Genomic DNA, 20,053 nt, shown 5'->3' with positions numbered 1-20,053 from the left:
TGTACTGCTATTCGCTTCCTGTAAATTCCGTACTTACTGTAACTAAGTCTGTCCTAACAGTTTATCTGGAAGTTACTCCACTTGCTGTCGATAAATATCAATCCATTTAACCACAGAATAGCTTTTAGGTGTTTTCACTTCTTCGTGTGAGCCCCTATCATCAAGGTCAAATAATGATAATTGCTCTGAACGTCCTTTTTGATAGCCTACTACCGTATCATTTGCAGTCCCACCGTCAACAATCGATTCGAAAGTATACTCGGAGCGTTGCACCTTATTAATTTTTCCCGGAATCATTTTCCATTCGCTAAAGATAATGGGTTTCCCTTCCGAGTTTTCTCGTTTCAAAGTATCCCCTTGTGCCATGTTAGCATTAATGATAACTTTAGCGCTCTTTTCAACCTTATCATCCGGTTGCACACCATATTTTTTTACGGTCAACAGTGAATAGTTTTCTACAAACGTAGTAATCATATTCATCACTAACATCTCAACATTATCTTCTAAGTACTCAATGCCATACAATGTTGATAAGGCCACCAATGAATTTTCATTAAACTCAGAAATCGTTGCGCTATTTCCAGCAGCCACGTTAATCTTTCTCTTTAGCAGTTCCACCAAAAACGCGCCTTCACCAGCAGATGGTTCTAAAAAGGTAGCCATCAGATCATTAATTTTCTCTTCCACTTCTGGTTGATCCAACATAAAATCGACCGTTTTTTGAGGAGTAAAGACTTCCCCATGATCTTTCACACGGTCTGACGACTTAATAAGCTTCTCAGGCATTTAATTCATCGCCTGCACTTTCGATTCTATAAAGGCAATTTCGTTGTCATCTAATCCATACTTTTTATACAATTTTTGATCAATTTTTGGAATAGGTAACGACCAATCAATGTCAGACTTCACAGTAAAGTTTTGAAGTGGTACTTTATTCCACTTTGCTACCGTATTATCATGAGTGGTTTTACTTACTCCCAGCATCACTCGTGCAAACTTCGTCTTAACGTATTTAAGTAAGTTTTCAGCTTCCGATTTCGTGTTAAATTTACCAAAACTAATAAACGTTTCCGTTAGTCCAACACCTGGTATCGCTAAAAATGGATGAGCGATCTTCTCACCTAGTTCGCCCTTACCAAAAGCTTTTGGTAAAACAACTTTATAGAAAGACATATTCGTCTTGTTGTTGATGTACTTCGCTTTTATATACCTTACTGTACGTGCTTTATTTACAAGACCGATAATCTCTACATCCCCATCACTAGATTGCTTATTTTGAAAAACAATTGATAACTTATCTAATACATTAGACTTCAAGTCGTACTGGTGCCCCTTACTCTGAATCCCAATTAGGGTTGGATAATCATCATAAAGTGTGCCCGTAAATCTAAAGCTATTTTGTCCAAACCCTATACTCGATAAGCTTTCTTTAGATGTTATTTTAACCTTGTTTACAATACTTTTAAGTTCAGGATATGGCACAAATAGACCTATTTTGCCAAATTCCTTGTTGCTATCCCTCAAGGTTATTGCAACTCCTCCCTTTATTTCCGCTCTCGGAAAGACTTCATTACTATCACTATAGAACTTGACCACTTTTAGATGTGGATCATTTAGCATTTTTTGGTTCCATTCTTTGGGTGTTTTACCACCATTGAATAGAAACCGAGCTGGTGTAATCAAGACTACAATTGGAGCTAATTCATAGGAAAGGTCCATAAAGTAATTATATATTGCACCATCACTCGTATTTTCCTCTCTCTCTTGGTAAGGCGGATTTCCAATAATAACATCAAATTTCATACCGCTAAATACCTTCCTTATCCTATTTGCCTCATCCTGGATATCTACCTTTGCATTTTGAATAATATCATCAATGAATTCAACATTCATATTCATATCTCGATATCCTGATAACGTCCTTTTAGCAATAGCTGCCGCCATCGGCGTTTTAGCAATAACAAAAATATTTTCATGCAGAATTCGCTGCCAAATCAATAATTCATCTTCAAAGCTAAACTTTCCAGCATTACTGTTGTTTAACTTTTGATATTCTGACCAATATATCGACAATGCTGCATATAACGGATACAATCCAGTCTTAGCATTAATCTCGAGAATATGACTGTTACGACTAAAAACTTTGTGCGTGTATGATGTCTCAATCCAATGGGTAGCACTACTGCCGTTGACCGTTTCATACTTGTAACTATCATCATAAAAGGATAGACCACCAAAAGTTTTTCCGAACTGCATATTCACGACTCTCCATGGAGTCAGTACCGTTTCTTTATCAGGATTTCGAAATGTACCAAAAATACCAGCTAACTGTTCCGTTCTCTCAATCGGATCAAGACCGTCTAATTTCTTAACTCGCTGACGAATAATCTTTCCCGCCTCAATGAAAATATCCTGATCGTAATACTTACTGAATTGCCGAAATAATTCCTTAGTAACACCTTTAGGCATAAATTCCTTCCAGGATTTTTCATCAACTTGGCTGATAAACTTATGAATATTAATATCTTTGTCCAATTCCACATTCATCCCATAAATCATCATTGGAATTCTAATTGAAATAGACCGCAAGATGGAAATCATCGTTTTACGTTGCTTTTTTAATTCTTTCATCTTGTCCATTGCTGCCTGCTCTTCAGGTGTACGATCGCGCTTAGTCTTATTCTCACCATGGATAGCTTGCTCATACTCTTCATCAGTCAACCCCTGATTATTTACATCTACTTTAGCTGGCTTTTTTTCGGACTTAGTAACACCAATGATCGCCTTTAAATCATTAAATGCCTTGAGATCAACATCCTTTAACATCAACAATTCATCGCTATACAAAGAATTATCATCAAAACCTGATCGAACTGCCTTTTCTGCATACACCTTTTTTATTTTGGCTAATAATGTATCGACTTTAAAGGGCTTCATTCCTTGACCAGTCTCACCAATGATTGGTAAGAAATTCATTAGTTTCTGCATTTTATTCTTTTGTGCACCATTGGTTCTCTTACCAACTCCAGTATTCAATTGTGTAGACTCTGCCATAACTGTTAGCGCTCGATCTGGTGCAAAGTCAAAAATATAACAGTTTGTCTTCTTCCCGAATGTCGGAGATGAATACGGTGTTTGTGCTCGAAATGCGGCTTGAAGGTATTGCATGGCACTATTCGTATTAGACAAGAATATAACTCCTGTCCAAGGCTTGATAGTAACCCCTGTAGTCATTTTTCGAACTGTTAAAGTAATGGTTTTAGTAGCCCCAGCGTCTTCCCCAATAGCTTCCTTTACTTTCTCTACATCATTTTCCGATGCTACCTCATCATCGCCATCGCGCACCACATTTACAATATTGTATTCCATCCCGAAAACTGGATGTTTTTTCATTAAATTCTCTAGCGCATTAGCCTCTTTTACACCAGGTAAGATCCACAACGTATGTCGTAGTCTATTACGAAATTCTCTAGTTGCAAAAGGATAGTTTGTTCGGCTATCTGGTGAAGTGATGTTATCCAAGAACTGACGAACTTTACTCTCGTAAACAAATTTTCCTTGTTCATCAACTTTGAAAAATTCTCTAAAGTTAAAAGAACCTTTCCCATTTTCCGTAAACTTTTGATTGTTGCCATTTCTGTTCATTTCAAAAGTGTACATTGACACCGTAGGCAGACCATTGTATGGATTGGGTATGTCTGGGTGTTCCTTCGTCCAACTATACTTCGCTTCTTGTTCCATGACATAGTCCCATGTGTAAACCTGGTTTTCATCATACTGATCAAGAATATTAAAGGGTGTCCCTGACAGCTCAAGTAACTTTGTTTTTCCCTTTTTTACTACCAAATCAGTAACTCGATTAGCCAATTCAGTTTGCGTTCCTTCATGAGCTTCATCCACAATTACTAAATCCCAATCCATCGCAAACAGATCACGATTCTTATCTCCCGCTGAACCACCAGCGATTTCTGACCCGCGTAAGTCCTGTAAACTGGCAAAATAGACAAAAGATTTATCAGTTTGTTTTAAAACAGAAAAATCTTCTCCTTCTCTTTTCGAGCCATAGATATACCCGGCCTCTGGCATCCCAATCTTCTTAAAATCATCAAACCACCCGGCATCAACAATTGGTCGATGAGTCATAATTAACACGTGATGATAGCTCTGATCCTTTATCAGCTGTAATGCTGACAGAGTCTTTCCAAATCTCATTTTGGCATTCCAAAGCATTTTATCATTACTTTTAAATGCTAATTTTGTCTTTTTAATCGCTTCTTTTTGTTCAGGACGCAGAACTATTTCGATCTTATTTGAATCCACACTTGGGGAATCAATAGATTTCTTTCCCTCTTTAACAGCCTGAATTGCTTTCTTAGCAGTCTCTACATCCGTTTTAAACCACTCTTGTCCTTCACCACGTTCTTCCTTTTTTACACCTGATCGTTGAAGAACATCATGCACATCATAATCCCGAAACCAAGTCTTATCCTTCATACGATAGGCCAACTCTGCCCATTGCAGTTTATATGGGACTCCAGCCGTTCCCATATATTGTTTAATTCGATGATCTGCAACTTTTCGTAAGTCATTGCTGTTCGGCCGGTTATCCATCTCGAAACTATCTATCGAGGCATCCCCAACCTTTTCTAAACCGACATACGCTGGCCACTGTCCATCGTTGTTATTTGCAGTTTGTACGTAAATTAGTTTACGTTCTGCAGTCTGATATAGCGTTGAACGGTGAGGCTCAACAAAACCATTTGGGTCTTGATTGCCATCCATATATTGGTTCATAAACCAAACCAATATGTAATACATTTTACTCAAACCCTCGAGTGCTTCCTCTTTTGAATACTTATGTAAGGTATGTGCAGCTAAATTGCCAGTTTCCTTTAAGTCATAAAATTTATTGATAATATCTTGATTAGCTAATTGATTCTCTTTAATTTTTCGCAAGCAATCATTAAAACTACTTCTGCTACCTATCGAAAAGTAACTCAAATCAAGTACTTGTCTTGCGACATTCTCTATCACTTTCCGAATAGATTCAAATTCATTACTGAATTTTCCCATAATATATAAATCTTCAATATCTTTTGAAGTGTCATAAAGGACCTGCGTGTCTTGATCTTGATTAAGAAATTCAAAATTACTTTCCATGCCTACTCCCCTTCTCTTAAATAAAAATAAAAAACAATGGCTTATTTACAGATTATTATACAGTACTATCTCTCTACTTTTCGAATAAATCGCACTTTTAAAATTTCAGAGCATTTCATATCCTTAGATCCCCATCACTTATGATACGACGATATATAACAGACTACATTGCGATTACTCTAATCAGGTGATTCAAGTATGATATAACGATTCTCGCAAGTAAACCCTACATGTAAACTTAGAGCTCGTGGGTTCGATTCCCACTCCTGCTATCTGTCATTACCGGTTCTAAGCACTGTGCTCCTATCTCTATTCTCAAGTTGTCTCTACGATACCTTGAAGGGGGTAATGGATATGTACATTTTACTCGACATCTTAGCTGTGTCTCTGGTTTGCCTACCAGTGGGATGCTTACTCCGGTGCAGAGGTAATTTGCAAATTACTCACAACTAATGAGTCTGGGTTAGCTTAACTGCTAGCTCATTTTTTATACGATGAATTTAACTACCGGGGTATCAGGCAGCTTGGGGCTGACCTGCCTACCCCTACAGTAAATTCTCAGTCTAAACCCATGCAAGAATAATCTCAATATATATAAGCCTCAATCGCAACGACCCAAGGAATGAACGGGTCACGTTCATTTCGTAAGGAGTAGAATCGTCTGCACTTTGACGCGATATCTAAGATGGTCCTCATAATCCACGAGTATAATCAAGCCAAAATAAAGCAGTTAATATCCTTGATATGTCAGCAATTATCCACTAGGATTTAAAAAAATACGGCGGTGCCTCCGCCCCGCCGTATATCTGTCTAATTCATTGTCAGACAAGTATCTACCCGGAAAGTTGATAATAATTATAGCCAGCTTCTTGGCCGGTTGATTCCACGTAATTCTTAACTCATACCGATGAGTTCTTACCCTGTTGAACTTTACCGTATCTTCAAGCTTGAAACTTACGGGATTTGTCATTGCTGCTTCTGTCATAATTTCGTTCTCCTTTTTCTATGTTCCTATGATCCAGTACCCAAAAATAGGGCCAATCAACGTTGTATGGAAACGTCGATTGACCCTAAAGTTATAATTACTATTTTAATTGTTACTTGTGGAACCAGCCAAGGTATGAATAACTTTTAGACCACGAATTCTTGTACGTAACTTTGCTGTGACTCTTCTTGACCTTCATATGCGAATTCTTTTGCGTTAACATACCACCATTTCGATACGTCCCTTTAATCTTGTAAGTACCAGCTCCCACTTTCCGATACTTCAAGTTTGACCAACTCTCCACAGCCCAACCTGGACGACTGATATCCATTGACTTGGACTTGATGCGGAAGTGAATAGTAACCTTTGATCCACGATCATTATAACTACGTTTCCAGTTTCCTCTTAGCGCTTTTGGAGTTCCTTTGTGCCATGTAGCGGCGCTGGCCGTGGTCGGTACTGCTCCACCCACCAGTAATACTAGCATCGCAGTCATTGCTACTTTACTAAATTTACCCATTACGTTTCCCTCCAAATTTTTAATTACTAATAATTAATCAACCCATTTAAAGTAACTACTAGAATGGACCTGTTCCATTCTCACGAAGCGCATTCAGCATTCTAGTTGCTGAGCTCCGTTCTTCTGGCGAGTTCGTATAATCGTTGGCGTAATTCTTCAGTTCTTCATTGGTCAGCTGACTCAACCGTTTAGAACGCGCATTTATCTTTTGGCTACGCTCATGATCTTGGCTAAATGCCCATCGCGTCAAAAGGAAGAAACCTGCTGCAACCCCAGCTCCTATTTTACCCCATCCTAAACCAAATTTACTATGTGCAATCCAAACACCCACGATAACAACAATTAACAAGACAAGTCCCATTACTTATTCCTCCTTTATCTTACCTTCTTCACGCCGCCTCAAAGCTTTATACACCCACTTCTGCGAATAGCCGTACTTATGAGCTAATTCCTTTTGATTGTGTCCATCAAACTCTTCTCTCACTCGCTGAGCGGCCAGTTTACGATCATATAGATGAATTGGAATACTCAACTGCGTCCCTTTGTACTGAGCATGAATACGCAACATGGCCTCTGTGCCAACTACTTCACTTAAGCTCCGATAAAACTGGTGTAAGGCTCTTATCTCAACATCTTCGACCATTAACTCGCCACCTCTCAATTGAAATTTTAGTCGATACTGGTTCTTTTCGTAACTGCTTAATGACCTTACAAAAGTACTTACACTTTCCTTGAAGTCTACACTAACTTCTTACCGACGGTTATCTCGAATCCAGCGCTCGGAATACCCATATAACCTAATCAAATCCTTATTGCTGGTCCTCGATGCCTTTAAAATCGGTCTCAGCTGTTTGGAATCATACAATCGCATTGATAGACTAAACTGCGACCCTCGCCAATAGCTATAAATTTTTAGCATATTCTCCTCACTAACCAAATCATTTAACTCTTGGTAAATTGGAAATAGAGCATCATAGACGACATTCTTACTCATAATTCAACATCCTTTCTGTACACAAAAATAGGCCTAGTGTCAGATACACTAAGCCTTCATGGTAATCGTACACATTTGAAAATACGGATAATTCATTTTCATTGGACTATTTATAAGGAAAAGTACGCGTAGTTGTTTCACCCAAACAAGCTTCCAAAATTTGTACACTAAGGCTATCAATGAGGCGGTCAAGTCACACGTATATTATCTTTCTGCTGGACCATACTACTTAAAGAATGCAACTTACAAAAAATTACCGTCAAGTATACTGGAGAATAATTCCATACGACATTTGACGGTGATTTTTTAAACCCCATCACTTATGATACGGACTCCCCTCATTAATCATAAACGCCCGGTAAACCTGCTCCGTCAACACTAGCCGCATCAACTGGTGGGGCAGCGTGAAGCGGCCAAATGAAATCTGGGTGTCGGCGCGCTTCAAAACGGCTGGCGTGAGGCCCAAAGAGCCGCCAATAACGAACGTGATGTCTGAGTGGCCGTAGGTGGTCAGGTCTTGGATCTCCTTGGCGAACTCTTCTGACGAACGCTCCTTGCCCAGGATAGCCAACGCGTAAACGTATTCGCGATCCTTGATCTTACTCAAGATGCGCTCGCCCTCCGCGGCCATGACCTGGTCCATTTCGGCCTGCGATAGATTTTCCGGGGCCTTTTCATCGGGGACCTCGACGATTGAAAATTTACAGAAACGCGACAGCCGCTTGGCATATTCCGCAATTCCCTGCTTGAAATACTTTTCCTTTAACTTGCCCACCACGACGAATTTGATGTTCATAATTCCACTCCTTTACACAGGTTGTCCACAAAGTTATCCACAGGTGGACAATCTGATTTCCTAGATATTGGGGGTACTTCTGAGCGACCCCCCACATTTATTTTTTTGCAAAATGTCAATATAAAATTAGTTATCCACCGGTCCGCGACAAAACGTCCGTTCGGGCTATCCGCTTACAAACCGCATGGTGACTGGGTTCAAGTCTCCAAGTGACGGCAAAATGTTTTTCTATCCACAGTTATCCCCACGGCCTGTGGATAACTTTTGCACCGGTTCCATTGCCGGTCTCTTCCTGTTCATAACTTTTCCCCTATCCATTGTACCCTTTTATCCCCCAAGTTATCCACAGCTTTTTTCACCACCAGTTTTGCCCCTGAATTACCGCCAGGCATCCCTGTATTTTCGTTCGTGAAAGTTACCAGCGGGTACGTTTTCATTTCGCTTAAACCCTCCTTAAACTTCGGCTTTTCATCAACCCACTTCTCATCGACAAAAAAGCGTCCGCTGGAAAAATCCGCGGACGCTTTCATTTTGCTTACCCTATGATTCTGAGGTCGCTGACGTACTGCTCTGTAATTGTGAAGAGGTTTCGGTCAGCTTAATGTTCCCGGTCTTCTTCTTACCGTTGTGGTAGTAGGTGACGGAAACCGTATCATTTAATTTGTATTTGTACAGAATGTCGCGCAACGTGGATTGATCAGAGATCTGGTGACCACCCAAGGCGGTGATGACATCGTACTTGGCCAAACCGGCCTTCTTAGCGGGTGACCCGGCGCTGGCGCTCATGACCACGACCCCGTTTTCCACGCTAGATGGCAACTTCAGGATCGACTTCTGTTGGGCGCTGGAAACGTTGGCCAAGTCCACGTAGGTAATGCCTAACGCGGGCCGCACAACTTTTCCGTTCTTGACCAACTGATTGATGATTTTGACGACTTCGTTGGACGGAATGGCAAAGCCCATCCCCTCAACGCTAGTCCCTTCCGCATCACTGGCAATCTTCGACGAGGTGATGCCGACGACTTGCCCGCCGACGTTGATCAAGGCCCCACCGGAGTTCCCGGGGTTGATGGCGGCATCGGTCTGGATGACCGTGGCGTTACCGGTCTGGGTCCCCGACGAATTGGTCGTTTCAATCGTCCGCTTCTTGGCGGAGATGATGCCTTCCGTCAGCGACGTTGCGTACTGGCTACCCAGTGGTGACCCAATGGCTAGCGCGGTTTCCCCGACCTTGACGTTGTCGGAATTCCCGAACGAGGCCACGGTCTTCAAGTCCGCACCATTGACCTTCAAGACGGCCAAGTCGGTGACGGAATCCTTCCCGACCAATTTGGCCTGGAGTTGCTTACCGGAGCTGGTGACCACGCGCAGTGCGGACGAACCGGACACCACGTGGTTGTTGGTCACGATATAAGCCGTGTTACCGCTCTTCTTGTAAACGACCCCGGACCCTTCGGAGGCTTCTTCCAATTCCGACTTCGACTTGGAGCTGGAGCCGGAAGATTCCTGACCGAACAATTGGCCTAAGGTACTACTACTGCTATTTTGCTTTTGTAAATTGATCACGGAGACCATGGCACCCTTGACCTTGTTGAAGGCCTTGGTCGACTGGCTAGACACGTTGACCGTCACGTTTGACGTCGACGCATTGCCGCTCTTGTTACTGCCAGATGGGACCGCCGTATCGTTGATGCCGCTGTTATTGAGGTAGTTGATGCCGCCGTAAGCGGCCCCGCCACCTAACAGGCCGGCAACCAGCGCAGTCACCGCCACCTTGGTTAAGGTCAGGCCACCCCGCTTTTTAGGTGCCGGAGTAGGCGTTGGAGTTGCTTGGTTATCGTCATTCAAATTGTTGTTTTGATTATTGTTGTTATCCATCACATTGCGCTAACGCGCGAACCCTCCCATTCATCGATCAGCGACTGAACCCGCCGACCGGTCGTTTAATAATTTTTATAGTAACGACTGAGTATGAATTTTTCTTGATGATTCGGTGCTGAAGTCCTAAAGTTTACCAAAACTTATACTGCCGCCTTCTACAAAGCGACTAAAGGTGTGGCCTCTTCGGGATTGGTATCGATCAGTTGGAAATCATGGCCGACACCAAAGTCGCGGTTCTCCATCATGGAGGCAACGGTCAAATGACACAGTGATTGCATGTTGTTGTGCAGACTGCGGTGTCCGAGATAGATTTTCTTGGTGTGGTTCCCCAAGACGTCCATCAAGGCGTCGGCGCCTTCCTCATTGGACAGATGACCCTTGTCGCCCAAGATCCGTTGCTTCAGCGGCCAGGAGTATTCGCCCATCCGCAGCATTTCGACGTCGTGGTTGCATTCCAACAAGTAGGCGTCGGCATCCTTGATGACCCCTTCGACGTGTTCGGACACGTAGCCGGTATCGGTCAGGATCACAAACGTCTTGCCGTGATAGTGAATCGCGTAAAATTGGGGTTCGGCCGCATCGTGGGAAACGGAAAAACTCTCGACGTCAATGTCGCCAAAGGTTTGGACCGTGTCTGGCGCAAAGATGTGCTTTTGGGCCAGGTCGACCTTGCCGATCTTACCGGCCATCGCGTCCCAGGTGCCGGCGTTGGCGTGAACGTTCAACTGTTCATACCGCCGCGCCAAAATACCCACGGCCTGGCGGTGATCCGAGTGTTCATGGGTGACCAACAAATCATTGACATCACTCATGCTCCGATTGATATCGCCCATTAATTTTTCAATTTTCTTGCCGCTGAGTCCCGCATCAATCATGATCCGTTCGTTGGGACTCTCCACGTAGGCCACATTGCCCGTACTTCCGCTCGATAAAATGCTAATGCGCAAGTCATCTGCTACTGCTGTATCCGTTCGCAAATCCAATTCGACCTCTCCTTAAATTCGATACCGTTATCATACCGCATTTCAGCGGTCTTGTAACTAATATTAATCGGTTTATGGCAACGCCTTACCATTGTCACTATCCGACTGATGACGTTAGGATTAGTTGTTGCCCGCTTCATAGTCGAAACCAGGTGCCTACGTCAGCCAGGGTTCCGCCTGCTCTGGGGAACACCTCCAGCCTGAGAAGCGGTCTTCCGGTTCGCTTGAAAGCCTGACAAAACCCGTCAGTCTCTCAAGTCGTCCCGCGCTGTAGGCTGAGACAGAACCTCAGCCAACACCGCCGACACAGCTGGCTCCGCCCTGGCTGCCTCCGGCAAGTTGGCAGTTGTCAGCAACATTGTGTTAATGAAAGATTAGTCGTCAATGTAACTACTATCTGGGGTTAAGACAACTGTTACCAACATGCACCACCGTAGCCGAGAGTTCGTCAAGTATGGGTTCAGCCGTTGAAAAAGAGTGGGCCAACAGACGGTTGACTGCCTAGCAGTGTTAAGCGGAACCAGTTGACTGTTGGCGTACGTTTCGGCCATGAGGCCACTTTGAGACGTGTTCTCCGGCTCAAAGCGAGGCGTCGAGACCGCCCTTTGGCTCGACCCGCCCCAGCGTTCCAACCCATATTTGGCGAACGGTAAGGCGGCCAATTTGCATTATGTGGCTGTAAACGACTACTTTTGACGTTATAAGTCGCATGATAACAATAGTCCCAGTTGATTTTCGTCTTTCAGCCTTTAGATTGCTACAAAAAAGACGGCTCACGGCCGCCTTTGCGCTGCTATTGAATTCATTGACTTTAATTTACTCACTCACTGGTCGTCGACGTTCCGCTGACGGTCTTCACGTTGCTATCCTTGGTCAGGATGGCCCCGGTGAAGGCGTTGACGTGTTTCAGCTGGAGAACGCCGGCGTTGTTGCCGCTATTGGCCTTGACGGCGATGACCCAAGTCGGGATATAGACGCTACTGTTCTTCAAGGTGAAGTAGCGGGTGTAGGCCAGCTTGGTCCAAACGATCTTGGTATTGTTGGCAATCTGGTTATATTGGTACAGCCAAATCAGCGCCTTGCGTTCGGAAATGGTCTCCGTTTTTTCGCGCAACGTGGCAACGTTGGCCAGATAACCTTGTTCATATCCCGTGACCTGGCCGTCATTGGTCAGGCTAAAGCGAATCTCGCCGTAACGCGAATAGATCTGGCCGTCCGTGACGTGTTGCGTGTACACGACGGTGTTGCGGCTCGATAACTGCTGATTGTAATAGTAGTCTGTGCCGTTTAAGACCAGCGCCCCGTTGTTGACCACGGTATCCAGCGTCTTGTCCGGATGCTTGGGGTCGACACCGGTAATAGCGGTCTTGAACGTCGAGCTAATCGTGCCATCCGTCCGGTACCGCACGGTCTGATCAGACAGGCTGGTCAGGCTACTCTTGATGCTATCGTCGTTGCTGGTGGAAATGTAGTAGCCCTCGCCCACCTTTTTGGACGGCGAACTGAAGGTAATGTCGTCCGCTCGCATTTCCTTGATGATGGTCGTATCGCTATCGGCCGAACGGGCTGAAGTGGTATCGGTCTCACCGGATGTATCGCGCTGAAAGGCGGCGAACAAGAAGATATCAATGACAATGAACGCGACTAGAAATAACCACTCGATGCGGCGAAAATCCATGCCAGACCGCCCTCCTTTTTGACCGGTTTATTGCTGCTGTTTCAACAGTTGATCGTAGGTCTTCCACCCACTGCCCCGATAGTAAATGTACCAGGTTGGCGTCAGGTTGACCACCTTATCCGAGGAGGACGAGGCCAGCCACTGATAGCCCAACTGCACGGTAACGATTTTCTTTTTGTCATACCCGGCAGCCAGCAACTGGTCAATGACCCGTTGCGTGCTGGGGAGGCTTTCGGCCTTTTTGTCCGTGGGAACTGGCACCTGCAGACTGTACAGCGAAAAATTGTACCGCCGTACGCCTTGTGACAGCATTTGGATGCGGGCCGCGCCGTAATTACTTTGGTTAAAGATCGGGAAACCTTCCACGAAGCTCCGATAGGTCACGGTCGAGTTGCTCTTGGTGTACCCGTAGTAACGCAGATTTTCCATGGGGATCCCGATTGATTTGACCGCGTTGTAGCTAGCCGTGAGGGCCTGACTAAAGGTAAACGATGACTGTAGCGCGCTGTAATCCTCGTACAAAGCCGTTCCCCGTTTGTCGTAAACGGTCAACTGCCGCGAGGCGCCATCGCTATAAATCGTGTTATCTTTATTCTTCTTGGCCGACACATTGGTCGATTCACCCTTGTTGAGCAAGCGCGTGGTGAAGTAATCCGTCGACTGCTGGTTGACCAAATAACTGTAGGCCTGCACCGTCACGGTATTGGTGACGTACGGCATGACCGAGTGATTCAGCCACTGCATCTTCACGTTGATCCGGAAGAGATTTTCCTTCAAAATCTTGCGAAGCGCGCCCAGATTACTCTTGCGTACAGTCACCCGATAGACCTTTTGGCCCCGATCATTCAACAAATACAACGCCTTGGTGTTGTCCAGGGGAATCATGATCCGCGAGAACTCGGTCGACAACCGCGCTAGGCGACTGCCGAACACGGTATTGAACAGTTTCACATTGACCGGTGCCGAATACGACAGTAACAGGCTGTTCTTGGTCGTCAGGTAACGTAAATAGTCCGCTTGTGAACTGGTCCGCACGCTGCGAATCCCACCAAGGTCCCATTTGGACAGGGCCTCGCGCACCTCGGTCGTCAGGTTGACTTTCCGGTTGTTCAGGAGTTCCTGATTGCCGTTGGCGTCGGTCGACACGACCTGCGTGGGCAAGTACACATCCTTTTGCGGCCGGGTATTGAGCTCGGTCGTGGGCGTGTTCGAACTGCGCTGCCGACTACGTTCGTATTGCGCCGGGTTCGTCCAGATCATGGCCGATAACGCCACACTGACCGCCACAGCGAGGGTCAACCCCAGTGGTAGAAATGCTTTAGTTATCTTCATCCCAGAGATCCTCCTCATCGTACGGCTTGTAAGGCAAGGAAATGTAGAACGTGGACCCGCGGCCTTCACGACTATCGACCCAGATTCGGCCACCCAACATTTGGACGACTTCCTTGGAAATCGCTAAGCCCAGGCCGGTTCCGCCCTGTGCCCGTGAACGGGCCTTATCCACTCGATAGAAGCGGTCAAAAATCCGCGGAATATCGGCCCGCGGAATCCCCAGCCCTTGGTCAGAGACGCTCAAGATCACGTTGTTATGGGTCTCCAGCAGGCGCGCCGTGACGACGCCGCCATCTGGCGAGTACTTGATCGCGTTGTTCATCAAATTATCCAACACCTGTGTGAAGCGGTCCGTGTCGATTTCGACCCAGAGGTCCCGTTTGGTGAAGTCGCGTTTGATGGTATAGGTCTTTTCTGGCTTGTCGTCTTGCTTCAACATCATGTCAAAGCGGTCCAAGACGTAATTGAATAATTCATTCAAGTTGACCATTTCCAGGTCGACTTTTTGCGTTCCGGAATCCATCCGTGATAGCGTCAACAGGTCGTTGATCATCCGAATCATCCGGTCCGTTTCTTCTTGGGTGACCTTTAAGAAACGCGGTGCGACCTCGGGATCCTTCCATGCCCCTTCGGACAAGGATTCGATGTAGGCCCGCACACTGGTCAGTGGCGTCCGCAATTCATGGGACACATTGGAAACGAATTCCTTACGATCCTGATCGATCTTCTGTTGTTCGGTAACGTCGTGCAGCACACAGACCAACCCGGAAATGAAGCCCGATTCTCGTTGAATCAAAGAGAAGTAGGCTTGCAAGATCAGGTCGTGTTCCTTGGTCGAAAAGTCCAAGACCAAGTCGTCCGGGTCCTCTAACAATTCGCGCAACGTGTAGTCGTCACGAATGTCTAAGAGGTCCAGAATCGATTTGCCCACGGCGTCGTCCGGTTCGTTATCGAGAAAACTGCTGGCCGTTTCGTTAATGATCGTCACGTTCCCGCGGCGGTCGGTTGCAATCACCCCATCGGTCATGTGCGCCATGACGGAATCTAGCCGCCGGCGTTCGGACTCAGTGGATTCCTGCGCCTCTTCCACCCGCACGGACAGGTTGTTGACGGCACTGGCCAGTTGTCCCAGCTCATCGTTGCCGTAAACGTGGACGTGACCGGAGTAATCCCCCCGGGCGATGCGCAACGTTTGTTTCTTCATTTCATCGATTGGCCGGGTTATTGCCCGGGAAATAATGATGGCCATGACCAGTCCCAAAATAATCGCCACAAACATCGCGGAGACGTAGATCAGCGTGATTTGATTGATATTTTGATAGACCGAATCGAGGCTCGAGCGCATGTAAATAACCCCGACTAACTCGCTGTTATTGCCCTGGGTGCGAATCAACCGCGTAATCGTCGTGTAGTAACGACTGTTGTTTTGCGAATTGTACGTCGTGCGCACGACATCGCGGTTATTGTAGATAGCATTCTTAATGTTGTTATCCGTGGTTTTTTGGCCCACAATCCCCTGGTTATCGACCTCATTGGTCCCCCGAATGGTCCCTTTGTTGTCGATCACCCGAATCTGCGCGTTATTGGTATTGTTGATTTCAGACAGGGTCGACTTGATCTGCTTATCACTCTTCGTGGTATTGGTCGTCGTCAACTCATCAGACAAGCGATTCACAATGTAGGTTTGCACGGTTTGTTGGGCTTTAAACGTGTTTAAATTTTGCCGCTCCAACTGCCGCACAAACACGGCGCCAACGATCTCCAGCGTTAAAAGTAGGAGTAGCGCGAAGACCAGCGCGATTTTAAAGTGAATCGACTGGAAAAATTTTATTTTACTATTCACGAAGTCACATACTCCTCAATGCGAGATTTAGCGTTGCCGCTAGCTTAAGCTTGGTCAGAATCTGGGTTGCGCAGGTAGTAGCCGACGCCCCGCCGCGTTACCAACCAGGTTGGGTGGCTCGGAGCATCTTCAATCTTTTCACGCAAGCGCCGGACCGTCACGTCGACCGTCCGCACATCACCGAAGTAGTCGTAGCCCCACACCGTTTGTAGCAAGTGTTCACGGGTCATGACTTGGCCAATGTGTTGGGCCAGGTAATGGAGCAGTTCAAATTCCCGGTGGGTCAACTCAATGTTGGCGCCCCGCTTTGACACGGAATAAGCTTCGGGATGAATCGTTAAATCACCGATCTCAATGTCTTGGTTTTCGGGTTCTTCTGGTTGCGCGTGGGCCGCGGTGTTCTGCCGCCGCAAGTTGGCCTTGACCCGGGCCACCAGTTCACGGTTCGAGAAGGGTTTCGTCACGTAATCATCGGCGCCCAGTTCCAGCCCCAAGACCTTATCCAGCTCGGAATCCTTGGCGGTAACCATAATGATCGGCATGTCGTGCTTCTTGCGGATCTCACGTGCGACCTCCAGGCCATCGACCTTCGGCAACATCAGATCCAAGATGACCAGGTCCGGATTGCCCTCTTCGACCTGTTGAATGGCGGCTTCACCGTCGTAGGCCACATCCACTTCGTAGCCCTCTTTTTCTAAATTAAACTTCATAATATCCGTAATTGGCTTTTCATCATCGACAACGAGAATTTTCTTAGGCATAGTAAAAATTTCCTCCTTAAGGGAAATACAAGCGAATCCGGTAATTGCAGGATTACCGGCAGGCCGGCCATTGGGTGTCAATGTACCACCGTCAATGGGGCCACTCCAGTTAGTGTTTTCAATTTTATTTCATCGTTTAAAGTCAAGGAATAGTGGGACACGATTGGTACGTGTCCGCGTGGTTCTCAGGGGCGTTGCCCAGACTGATAAGGTTCCAGTGCTGTTTAGCGCAACGCTACTTGAATTATAACACATCATGAAGTTTCTTTCAGTCCTAGTCTATCAAGGATTTAAGGTTGTTTTAACCCGATATTTCCCGGGAAATATCGGGGTGTCCTGAACAAAATAGCTGTTTTTGATCATTAAAGCGCTTTATTTACATGAAAAGTCGACCGATTTACTTAGTGATTCGAAACTCTTACATTTTGATGACGATTACTTTTCAAATAAGTCAACGTTTCTCGACTAACACTGGTCACCGGAACGACCGAACCAATTAATTGACAGTGCTACCTGGCAAGCCCATACTACGTTTAATTTATGAATTATCCCTTACTGAGAGGAGTCTTTCGATGTCGACCTGGTTTTATCGCTCACAGCAATTTGCCGTGAGTCTATCGCAACCTTTACAGCGTCGTTTCCAACCAACAACAATTTCCGGTGCCAACAGTATGTTACGGATTCCCACCATTCTCCAGCAACATCACGTTGAACGCGTATTAGTCGTCACCACCCCCGGATTTATTCGGCGTAAATCTCTGGATCCCCTCTTCAACGCCTTAACCGCAGCTAGTGTGAACTACGCTTACTTCGCAGACGTTAAGCCAGATCCAGACATCGCTTGCATCGAAGCCTGTCTGCAAGCGGCGACTAACCAACGCGCACAAGCCCTAATTGCTGTCGGTGGTGGTTCCGTGATGGATTGTGCAAAAGTGACGGGGGCCCGGCTGGTTCGACCGCGGCAATCCATTCAGTCCATGACGGGGACCATGAAGATTCATCGTCCCCTTCCACTACTCATTGCTGTTCCCACCACTGCTGGCTCTGGTTCTGAAGTTTCCGCCGGTGCCGTAATTACTGATACACAGACTCACCGGAAATATCCGATTGATGACCTATTCTTAATTCCAAAATTCGCCATCCTTGATCCGCAACTTTTAACGGGACTTCCCGCTAAAATGACCGCCTACTCTGGCATGGATACGCTGACGCACGCCATTGAAGCTTACACCAATAAGTTTGGATCGCGGTCGGCCCGAGAACACGCCAGCCACGCTGTAAGCTTGGTCTTTGGCTATCTACGGGCCACCTACCAAGATCCCAGCAACCTCATCGCACGTGAACGGATGCTCATCGCCAGTCATGATGCGGGCATTGCCTTTTCTAGTGCCTATGTCGGCTATGTACACGCCATTTCCCACGGGATCGGCGGTCGCTATCATGTGCCCCACGGTCTAGCCAACGCGGTCATTCTTCCCGTCGTCATGGCCGCGTTTGGTGATAGCGTGGTGCCAGCATTAGCGGCGCTGGGTCGAACCATTGGCCTGACCGCAACGGATGACACCCAATGTGCGCACCAATTTATGGCGGCCGTTGACCGCCTACGCGCCGACCTTGATTTACCGGATCCTCTTTCCCAAATTCAAGAAGCCGATATCCCCGCCTTGGCCGCCGGCGCCGCAGCGGAGGGTAATCCGCAATATCCGGTTCCGCAGATTTGGGATTCGACTAAATTTGCGACCGTTATTGACCGCGTTCGCTTAGGAAAACCGTGATTTTAACGGCATTTCAAAAAAAGTTGTGCTTTTTTGCCAGTCTGACTGCTAGCTGTCTGCCGAAATTACGCGCTATTTGAATTTTTTCGAAAAAAAGTTGAAAAAATTTTACCCGCCACAAAAATAATGATAATCCGCGTGAAACCGGGATTTTGGATTCCTTATTTTTGGTAAAATACCCAGTTTTTTTGAATAAAAATCAACTTTTTTCGCAAAAGGGGTTGCGCACCCCCCGCCCGCATGATATGATAGTTCTCGTTGATATGGAAGACATACAACAGCAACAACTTAATCACATGGGCAGTTAGCTCAGCTGGCAGAGCAACGGACTCTTAATCCGTGGGTCCAGGGTTCGATCCCCTGACTGCCCATCACTTACTAATCAGCTTTCACGAAGTTAACTTCGTGGTTGCTGATTTTTTTGTATCATTAGGTAATAAATATCCGCTACATTTAATATCTATTCATAACGGGCCAAGACCAGTTCATCCTTAGCTACCGGCTATCTATAGGAGAAACGCTACGGAAAACTTGTCGAGGTGAGTCGTTTTGGAACAGCAACAGCACAAGAATCGGATGTCTTATCGGGTCGTGGCATTGATCATCGGCCTGGTGTTAAACGCGTTTGGTAACGCCTTGAGCGTCGCCGCCAACGCCGGGAGTGGGATTTGGACCGCCGCGGCCGTGAACATTGCTTACTGGATTCACGGCAACGTGGGGGTCATTCTCCTGATTGTCGGGGTCTGCAGCGCGCTTTTGAATCAGCTTCTGATCCATCAGGTCGACATTCCCCGCTTCGTGGGCGAGGTCGTCTTTATTTCTTGCTTCAGCTACTTTATTGATCTCTTTGTGGCGATGTTTACCAAATGGGGCATCCCCGCTTTAGGCCTCGGCTGGCGCATGCTCCTCAGCATCCTGGGGGTCACCATCTTCGCCTGCTCGATTTCCATCTACCAACGGGCCAACCTCATCATGCATCCCAACGATGACACGTCAAATATCCTACGTTTCATGTACCTGGGCGGCCGGGCGACGGCCTCTCAGTTCGTCGACTTCATCCCACCGATCGTGATGATCGCTATCTGCTACGTCTTCACCCGGCAGATCTATTCCGTCAACGTCGGTACGCTGTACTCCATTCTCTTCAACGGCGTTATCATCGCCGCCTCGGACAAGCACATCATGCCGCATTTGTATCACAATTTTCGGGTCTCTCATTAAATCAATGGGCTCTTTGTCAACCGGTGTTGATGGGGAGAATTTGAGAGGTTCAATTCACTTACGAATTGGGCCTCTTTTTTGGACCCGAATATTGAATTCAATCTGTATTCTGTAGTGGAAGTTA

General features: G+C 46.2%; 16 protein-coding genes and 1 tRNA gene. 3 read left to right on the top strand and 14 right to left on the bottom strand.

The features are described from left to right. Positions 1 to 72: 72 nt before the first annotated feature. The 14 genes from EGT51_RS11470 to yycF form a co-directional block, all read right to left on the bottom strand. Positions 73 to 786, bottom strand: coding sequence for a DNA methyltransferase family protein (locus tag EGT51_RS11470; RefSeq protein ID WP_135368842.1), 714 nt, complete (start codon positions 784 to 786; stop codon positions 73 to 75). Next, positions 787 to 5,160, bottom strand: coding sequence for an Eco57I restriction-modification methylase domain-containing protein (locus EGT51_RS11465; RefSeq protein WP_135368841.1), 4,374 nt, complete (start codon positions 5,158 to 5,160; stop codon positions 787 to 789). Positions 5,161 to 5,914: 754 nt separating this feature from the next. Continuing rightward, the gene (locus EGT51_RS11460) at positions 5,915 to 6,145 is read right to left on the bottom strand and encodes a hypothetical protein (protein WP_135368840.1); all 231 of its coding nucleotides are present in this window, start codon (positions 6,143 to 6,145) and stop codon (positions 5,915 to 5,917) included. Between the two features lie 112 nt (positions 6,146 to 6,257). After that, positions 6,258 to 6,665, bottom strand: a complete 408-nt coding sequence (locus EGT51_RS11455) for a hypothetical protein (protein WP_135368839.1) — start codon at positions 6,663 to 6,665, stop codon at positions 6,258 to 6,260. A gap of 58 nt (positions 6,666 to 6,723) precedes the next feature. Then, on the bottom strand, positions 6,724 to 7,026 hold the full coding sequence (locus EGT51_RS11450; RefSeq protein WP_135368838.1) for a hypothetical protein: 303 nt from the start codon (positions 7,024 to 7,026) through the stop codon (positions 6,724 to 6,726). Between the two features lie 3 nt (positions 7,027 to 7,029). Further along, complete coding sequence (locus EGT51_RS11445) at positions 7,030 to 7,308, bottom strand: Mor transcription activator family protein (protein ID WP_135368837.1); 279 nt, start codon at positions 7,306 to 7,308, stop codon at positions 7,030 to 7,032. A gap of 667 nt (positions 7,309 to 7,975) precedes the next feature. Further along, entirely contained in the window at positions 7,976 to 8,455 is a 480-nt protein-coding gene (gene rlmH / locus EGT51_RS11440) for a 23S rRNA (pseudouridine(1915)-N(3))-methyltransferase RlmH (protein WP_135368836.1), read from the bottom strand. 296 nt (positions 8,456 to 8,751) lie between these two features. Beyond that, on the bottom strand, positions 8,752 to 8,985 hold the full coding sequence (locus EGT51_RS11435; RefSeq protein WP_135368835.1) for a hypothetical protein: 234 nt from the start codon (positions 8,983 to 8,985) through the stop codon (positions 8,752 to 8,754). A 10-nt stretch (positions 8,986 to 8,995) separates the two neighbouring features. Beyond that, complete coding sequence (locus tag EGT51_RS11430) at positions 8,996 to 10,333, bottom strand: S1C family serine protease (RefSeq protein ID WP_225428735.1); 1,338 nt, start codon at positions 10,331 to 10,333, stop codon at positions 8,996 to 8,998. 158 nt (positions 10,334 to 10,491) lie between these two features. Next, a complete protein-coding gene (locus EGT51_RS11425) occupies positions 10,492 to 11,319 on the bottom strand; it encodes an MBL fold metallo-hydrolase (RefSeq protein ID WP_135368833.1) in 828 nt (275 codons plus the stop codon). 820 nt (positions 11,320 to 12,139) lie between these two features. After that, entirely contained in the window at positions 12,140 to 12,997 is an 858-nt protein-coding gene (locus EGT51_RS11420; RefSeq protein ID WP_135368832.1) for a two-component system regulatory protein YycI, read from the bottom strand. A 27-nt stretch (positions 12,998 to 13,024) separates the two neighbouring features. Continuing rightward, positions 13,025 to 14,329, bottom strand: coding sequence for a YycH family regulatory protein (locus tag EGT51_RS11415; protein ID WP_135368831.1), 1,305 nt, complete (start codon positions 14,327 to 14,329; stop codon positions 13,025 to 13,027). Further along, positions 14,316 to 16,172 (bottom strand): cell wall metabolism sensor histidine kinase WalK, encoded by a 1,857-nt coding sequence (gene walK / locus EGT51_RS11410; RefSeq protein ID WP_135368830.1) that lies wholly within the window; start codon positions 16,170 to 16,172, stop codon positions 14,316 to 14,318. Before walK ends, EGT51_RS11415 begins: the two co-directional genes overlap by 14 nt. 44 nt (positions 16,173 to 16,216) lie before the next feature. Then, entirely contained in the window at positions 16,217 to 16,933 is a 717-nt protein-coding gene (gene yycF / locus EGT51_RS11405; protein ID WP_048733642.1) for a response regulator YycF, read from the bottom strand. Positions 16,934 to 17,505: 572 nt separating this feature from the next. Here yycF and EGT51_RS11400 point away from each other — a divergent pair. The 3 genes from EGT51_RS11400 to EGT51_RS11390 all read left to right on the top strand — a co-directional run bounded on the left by EGT51_RS11400 (position 17,506) and on the right by EGT51_RS11390 (position 19,929). Further along, a complete protein-coding gene (locus EGT51_RS11400; protein WP_135368829.1) occupies positions 17,506 to 18,708 on the top strand; it encodes an iron-containing alcohol dehydrogenase in 1,203 nt (400 codons plus the stop codon). A gap of 298 nt (positions 18,709 to 19,006) precedes the next feature. After that, positions 19,007 to 19,079 (top strand) — tRNA-Lys (locus tag EGT51_RS11395). A 178-nt stretch (positions 19,080 to 19,257) separates the two neighbouring features. Continuing rightward, complete coding sequence (locus EGT51_RS11390; RefSeq protein WP_225428734.1) at positions 19,258 to 19,929, top strand: hypothetical protein; 672 nt, start codon at positions 19,258 to 19,260, stop codon at positions 19,927 to 19,929. Positions 19,930 to 20,053: the final 124 nt, after the last annotated feature.

This window comes from Levilactobacillus suantsaiihabitans, from assembly GCF_004745505.1.
GTDB classification, from domain to species: Bacteria; Bacillota; Bacilli; order Lactobacillales; family Lactobacillaceae; genus Levilactobacillus; species Levilactobacillus suantsaiihabitans.
This window is presented reverse-complemented; position numbering and strand designations above follow the sequence as displayed.

Excerpts from the sequence above, each read along its gene's own strand:
- EGT51_RS11400 (WP_135368829.1), top strand. The coding sequence starts at position 17,506 with ATGTCGACCTGGTTTTATCGCTCACAGCAATTTGCCGTGAGTCTATCG.
- EGT51_RS11430 (WP_225428735.1), bottom strand. The coding sequence starts at position 10,333 with ATGGATAACAACAATAATCAAAACAACAATTTGAATGACGATAACCAA.
- EGT51_RS11450 (WP_135368838.1), bottom strand. The coding sequence starts at position 7,026 with ATGGGACTTGTCTTGTTAATTGTTGTTATCGTGGGTGTTTGGATTGCA.
- EGT51_RS11415 (WP_135368831.1), bottom strand. The coding sequence starts at position 14,329 with ATGAAGATAACTAAAGCATTTCTACCACTGGGGTTGACCCTCGCTGTG.
- EGT51_RS11455 (WP_135368839.1), bottom strand. The coding sequence starts at position 6,665 with ATGGGTAAATTTAGTAAAGTAGCAATGACTGCGATGCTAGTATTACTG.
- EGT51_RS11445 (WP_135368837.1), bottom strand. The coding sequence starts at position 7,308 with ATGGTCGAAGATGTTGAGATAAGAGCCTTACACCAGTTTTATCGGAGC.
- EGT51_RS11420 (WP_135368832.1), bottom strand. The coding sequence starts at position 12,997 with ATGGATTTTCGCCGCATCGAGTGGTTATTTCTAGTCGCGTTCATTGTC.
- yycF (WP_048733642.1), bottom strand. The coding sequence starts at position 16,933 with ATGCCTAAGAAAATTCTCGTTGTCGATGATGAAAAGCCAATTACGGAT.
- EGT51_RS11470 (WP_135368842.1), bottom strand. The coding sequence starts at position 786 with ATGCCTGAGAAGCTTATTAAGTCGTCAGACCGTGTGAAAGATCATGGG.
- EGT51_RS11465 (WP_135368841.1), bottom strand. The coding sequence starts at position 5,160 with ATGGAAAGTAATTTTGAATTTCTTAATCAAGATCAAGACACGCAGGTC.
- EGT51_RS11435 (WP_135368835.1), bottom strand. The coding sequence starts at position 8,985 with ATGAAAGCGTCCGCGGATTTTTCCAGCGGACGCTTTTTTGTCGATGAG.
- EGT51_RS11460 (WP_135368840.1), bottom strand. The coding sequence starts at position 6,145 with ATGACAGAAGCAGCAATGACAAATCCCGTAAGTTTCAAGCTTGAAGAT.
- rlmH (WP_135368836.1), bottom strand. The coding sequence starts at position 8,455 with ATGAACATCAAATTCGTCGTGGTGGGCAAGTTAAAGGAAAAGTATTTC.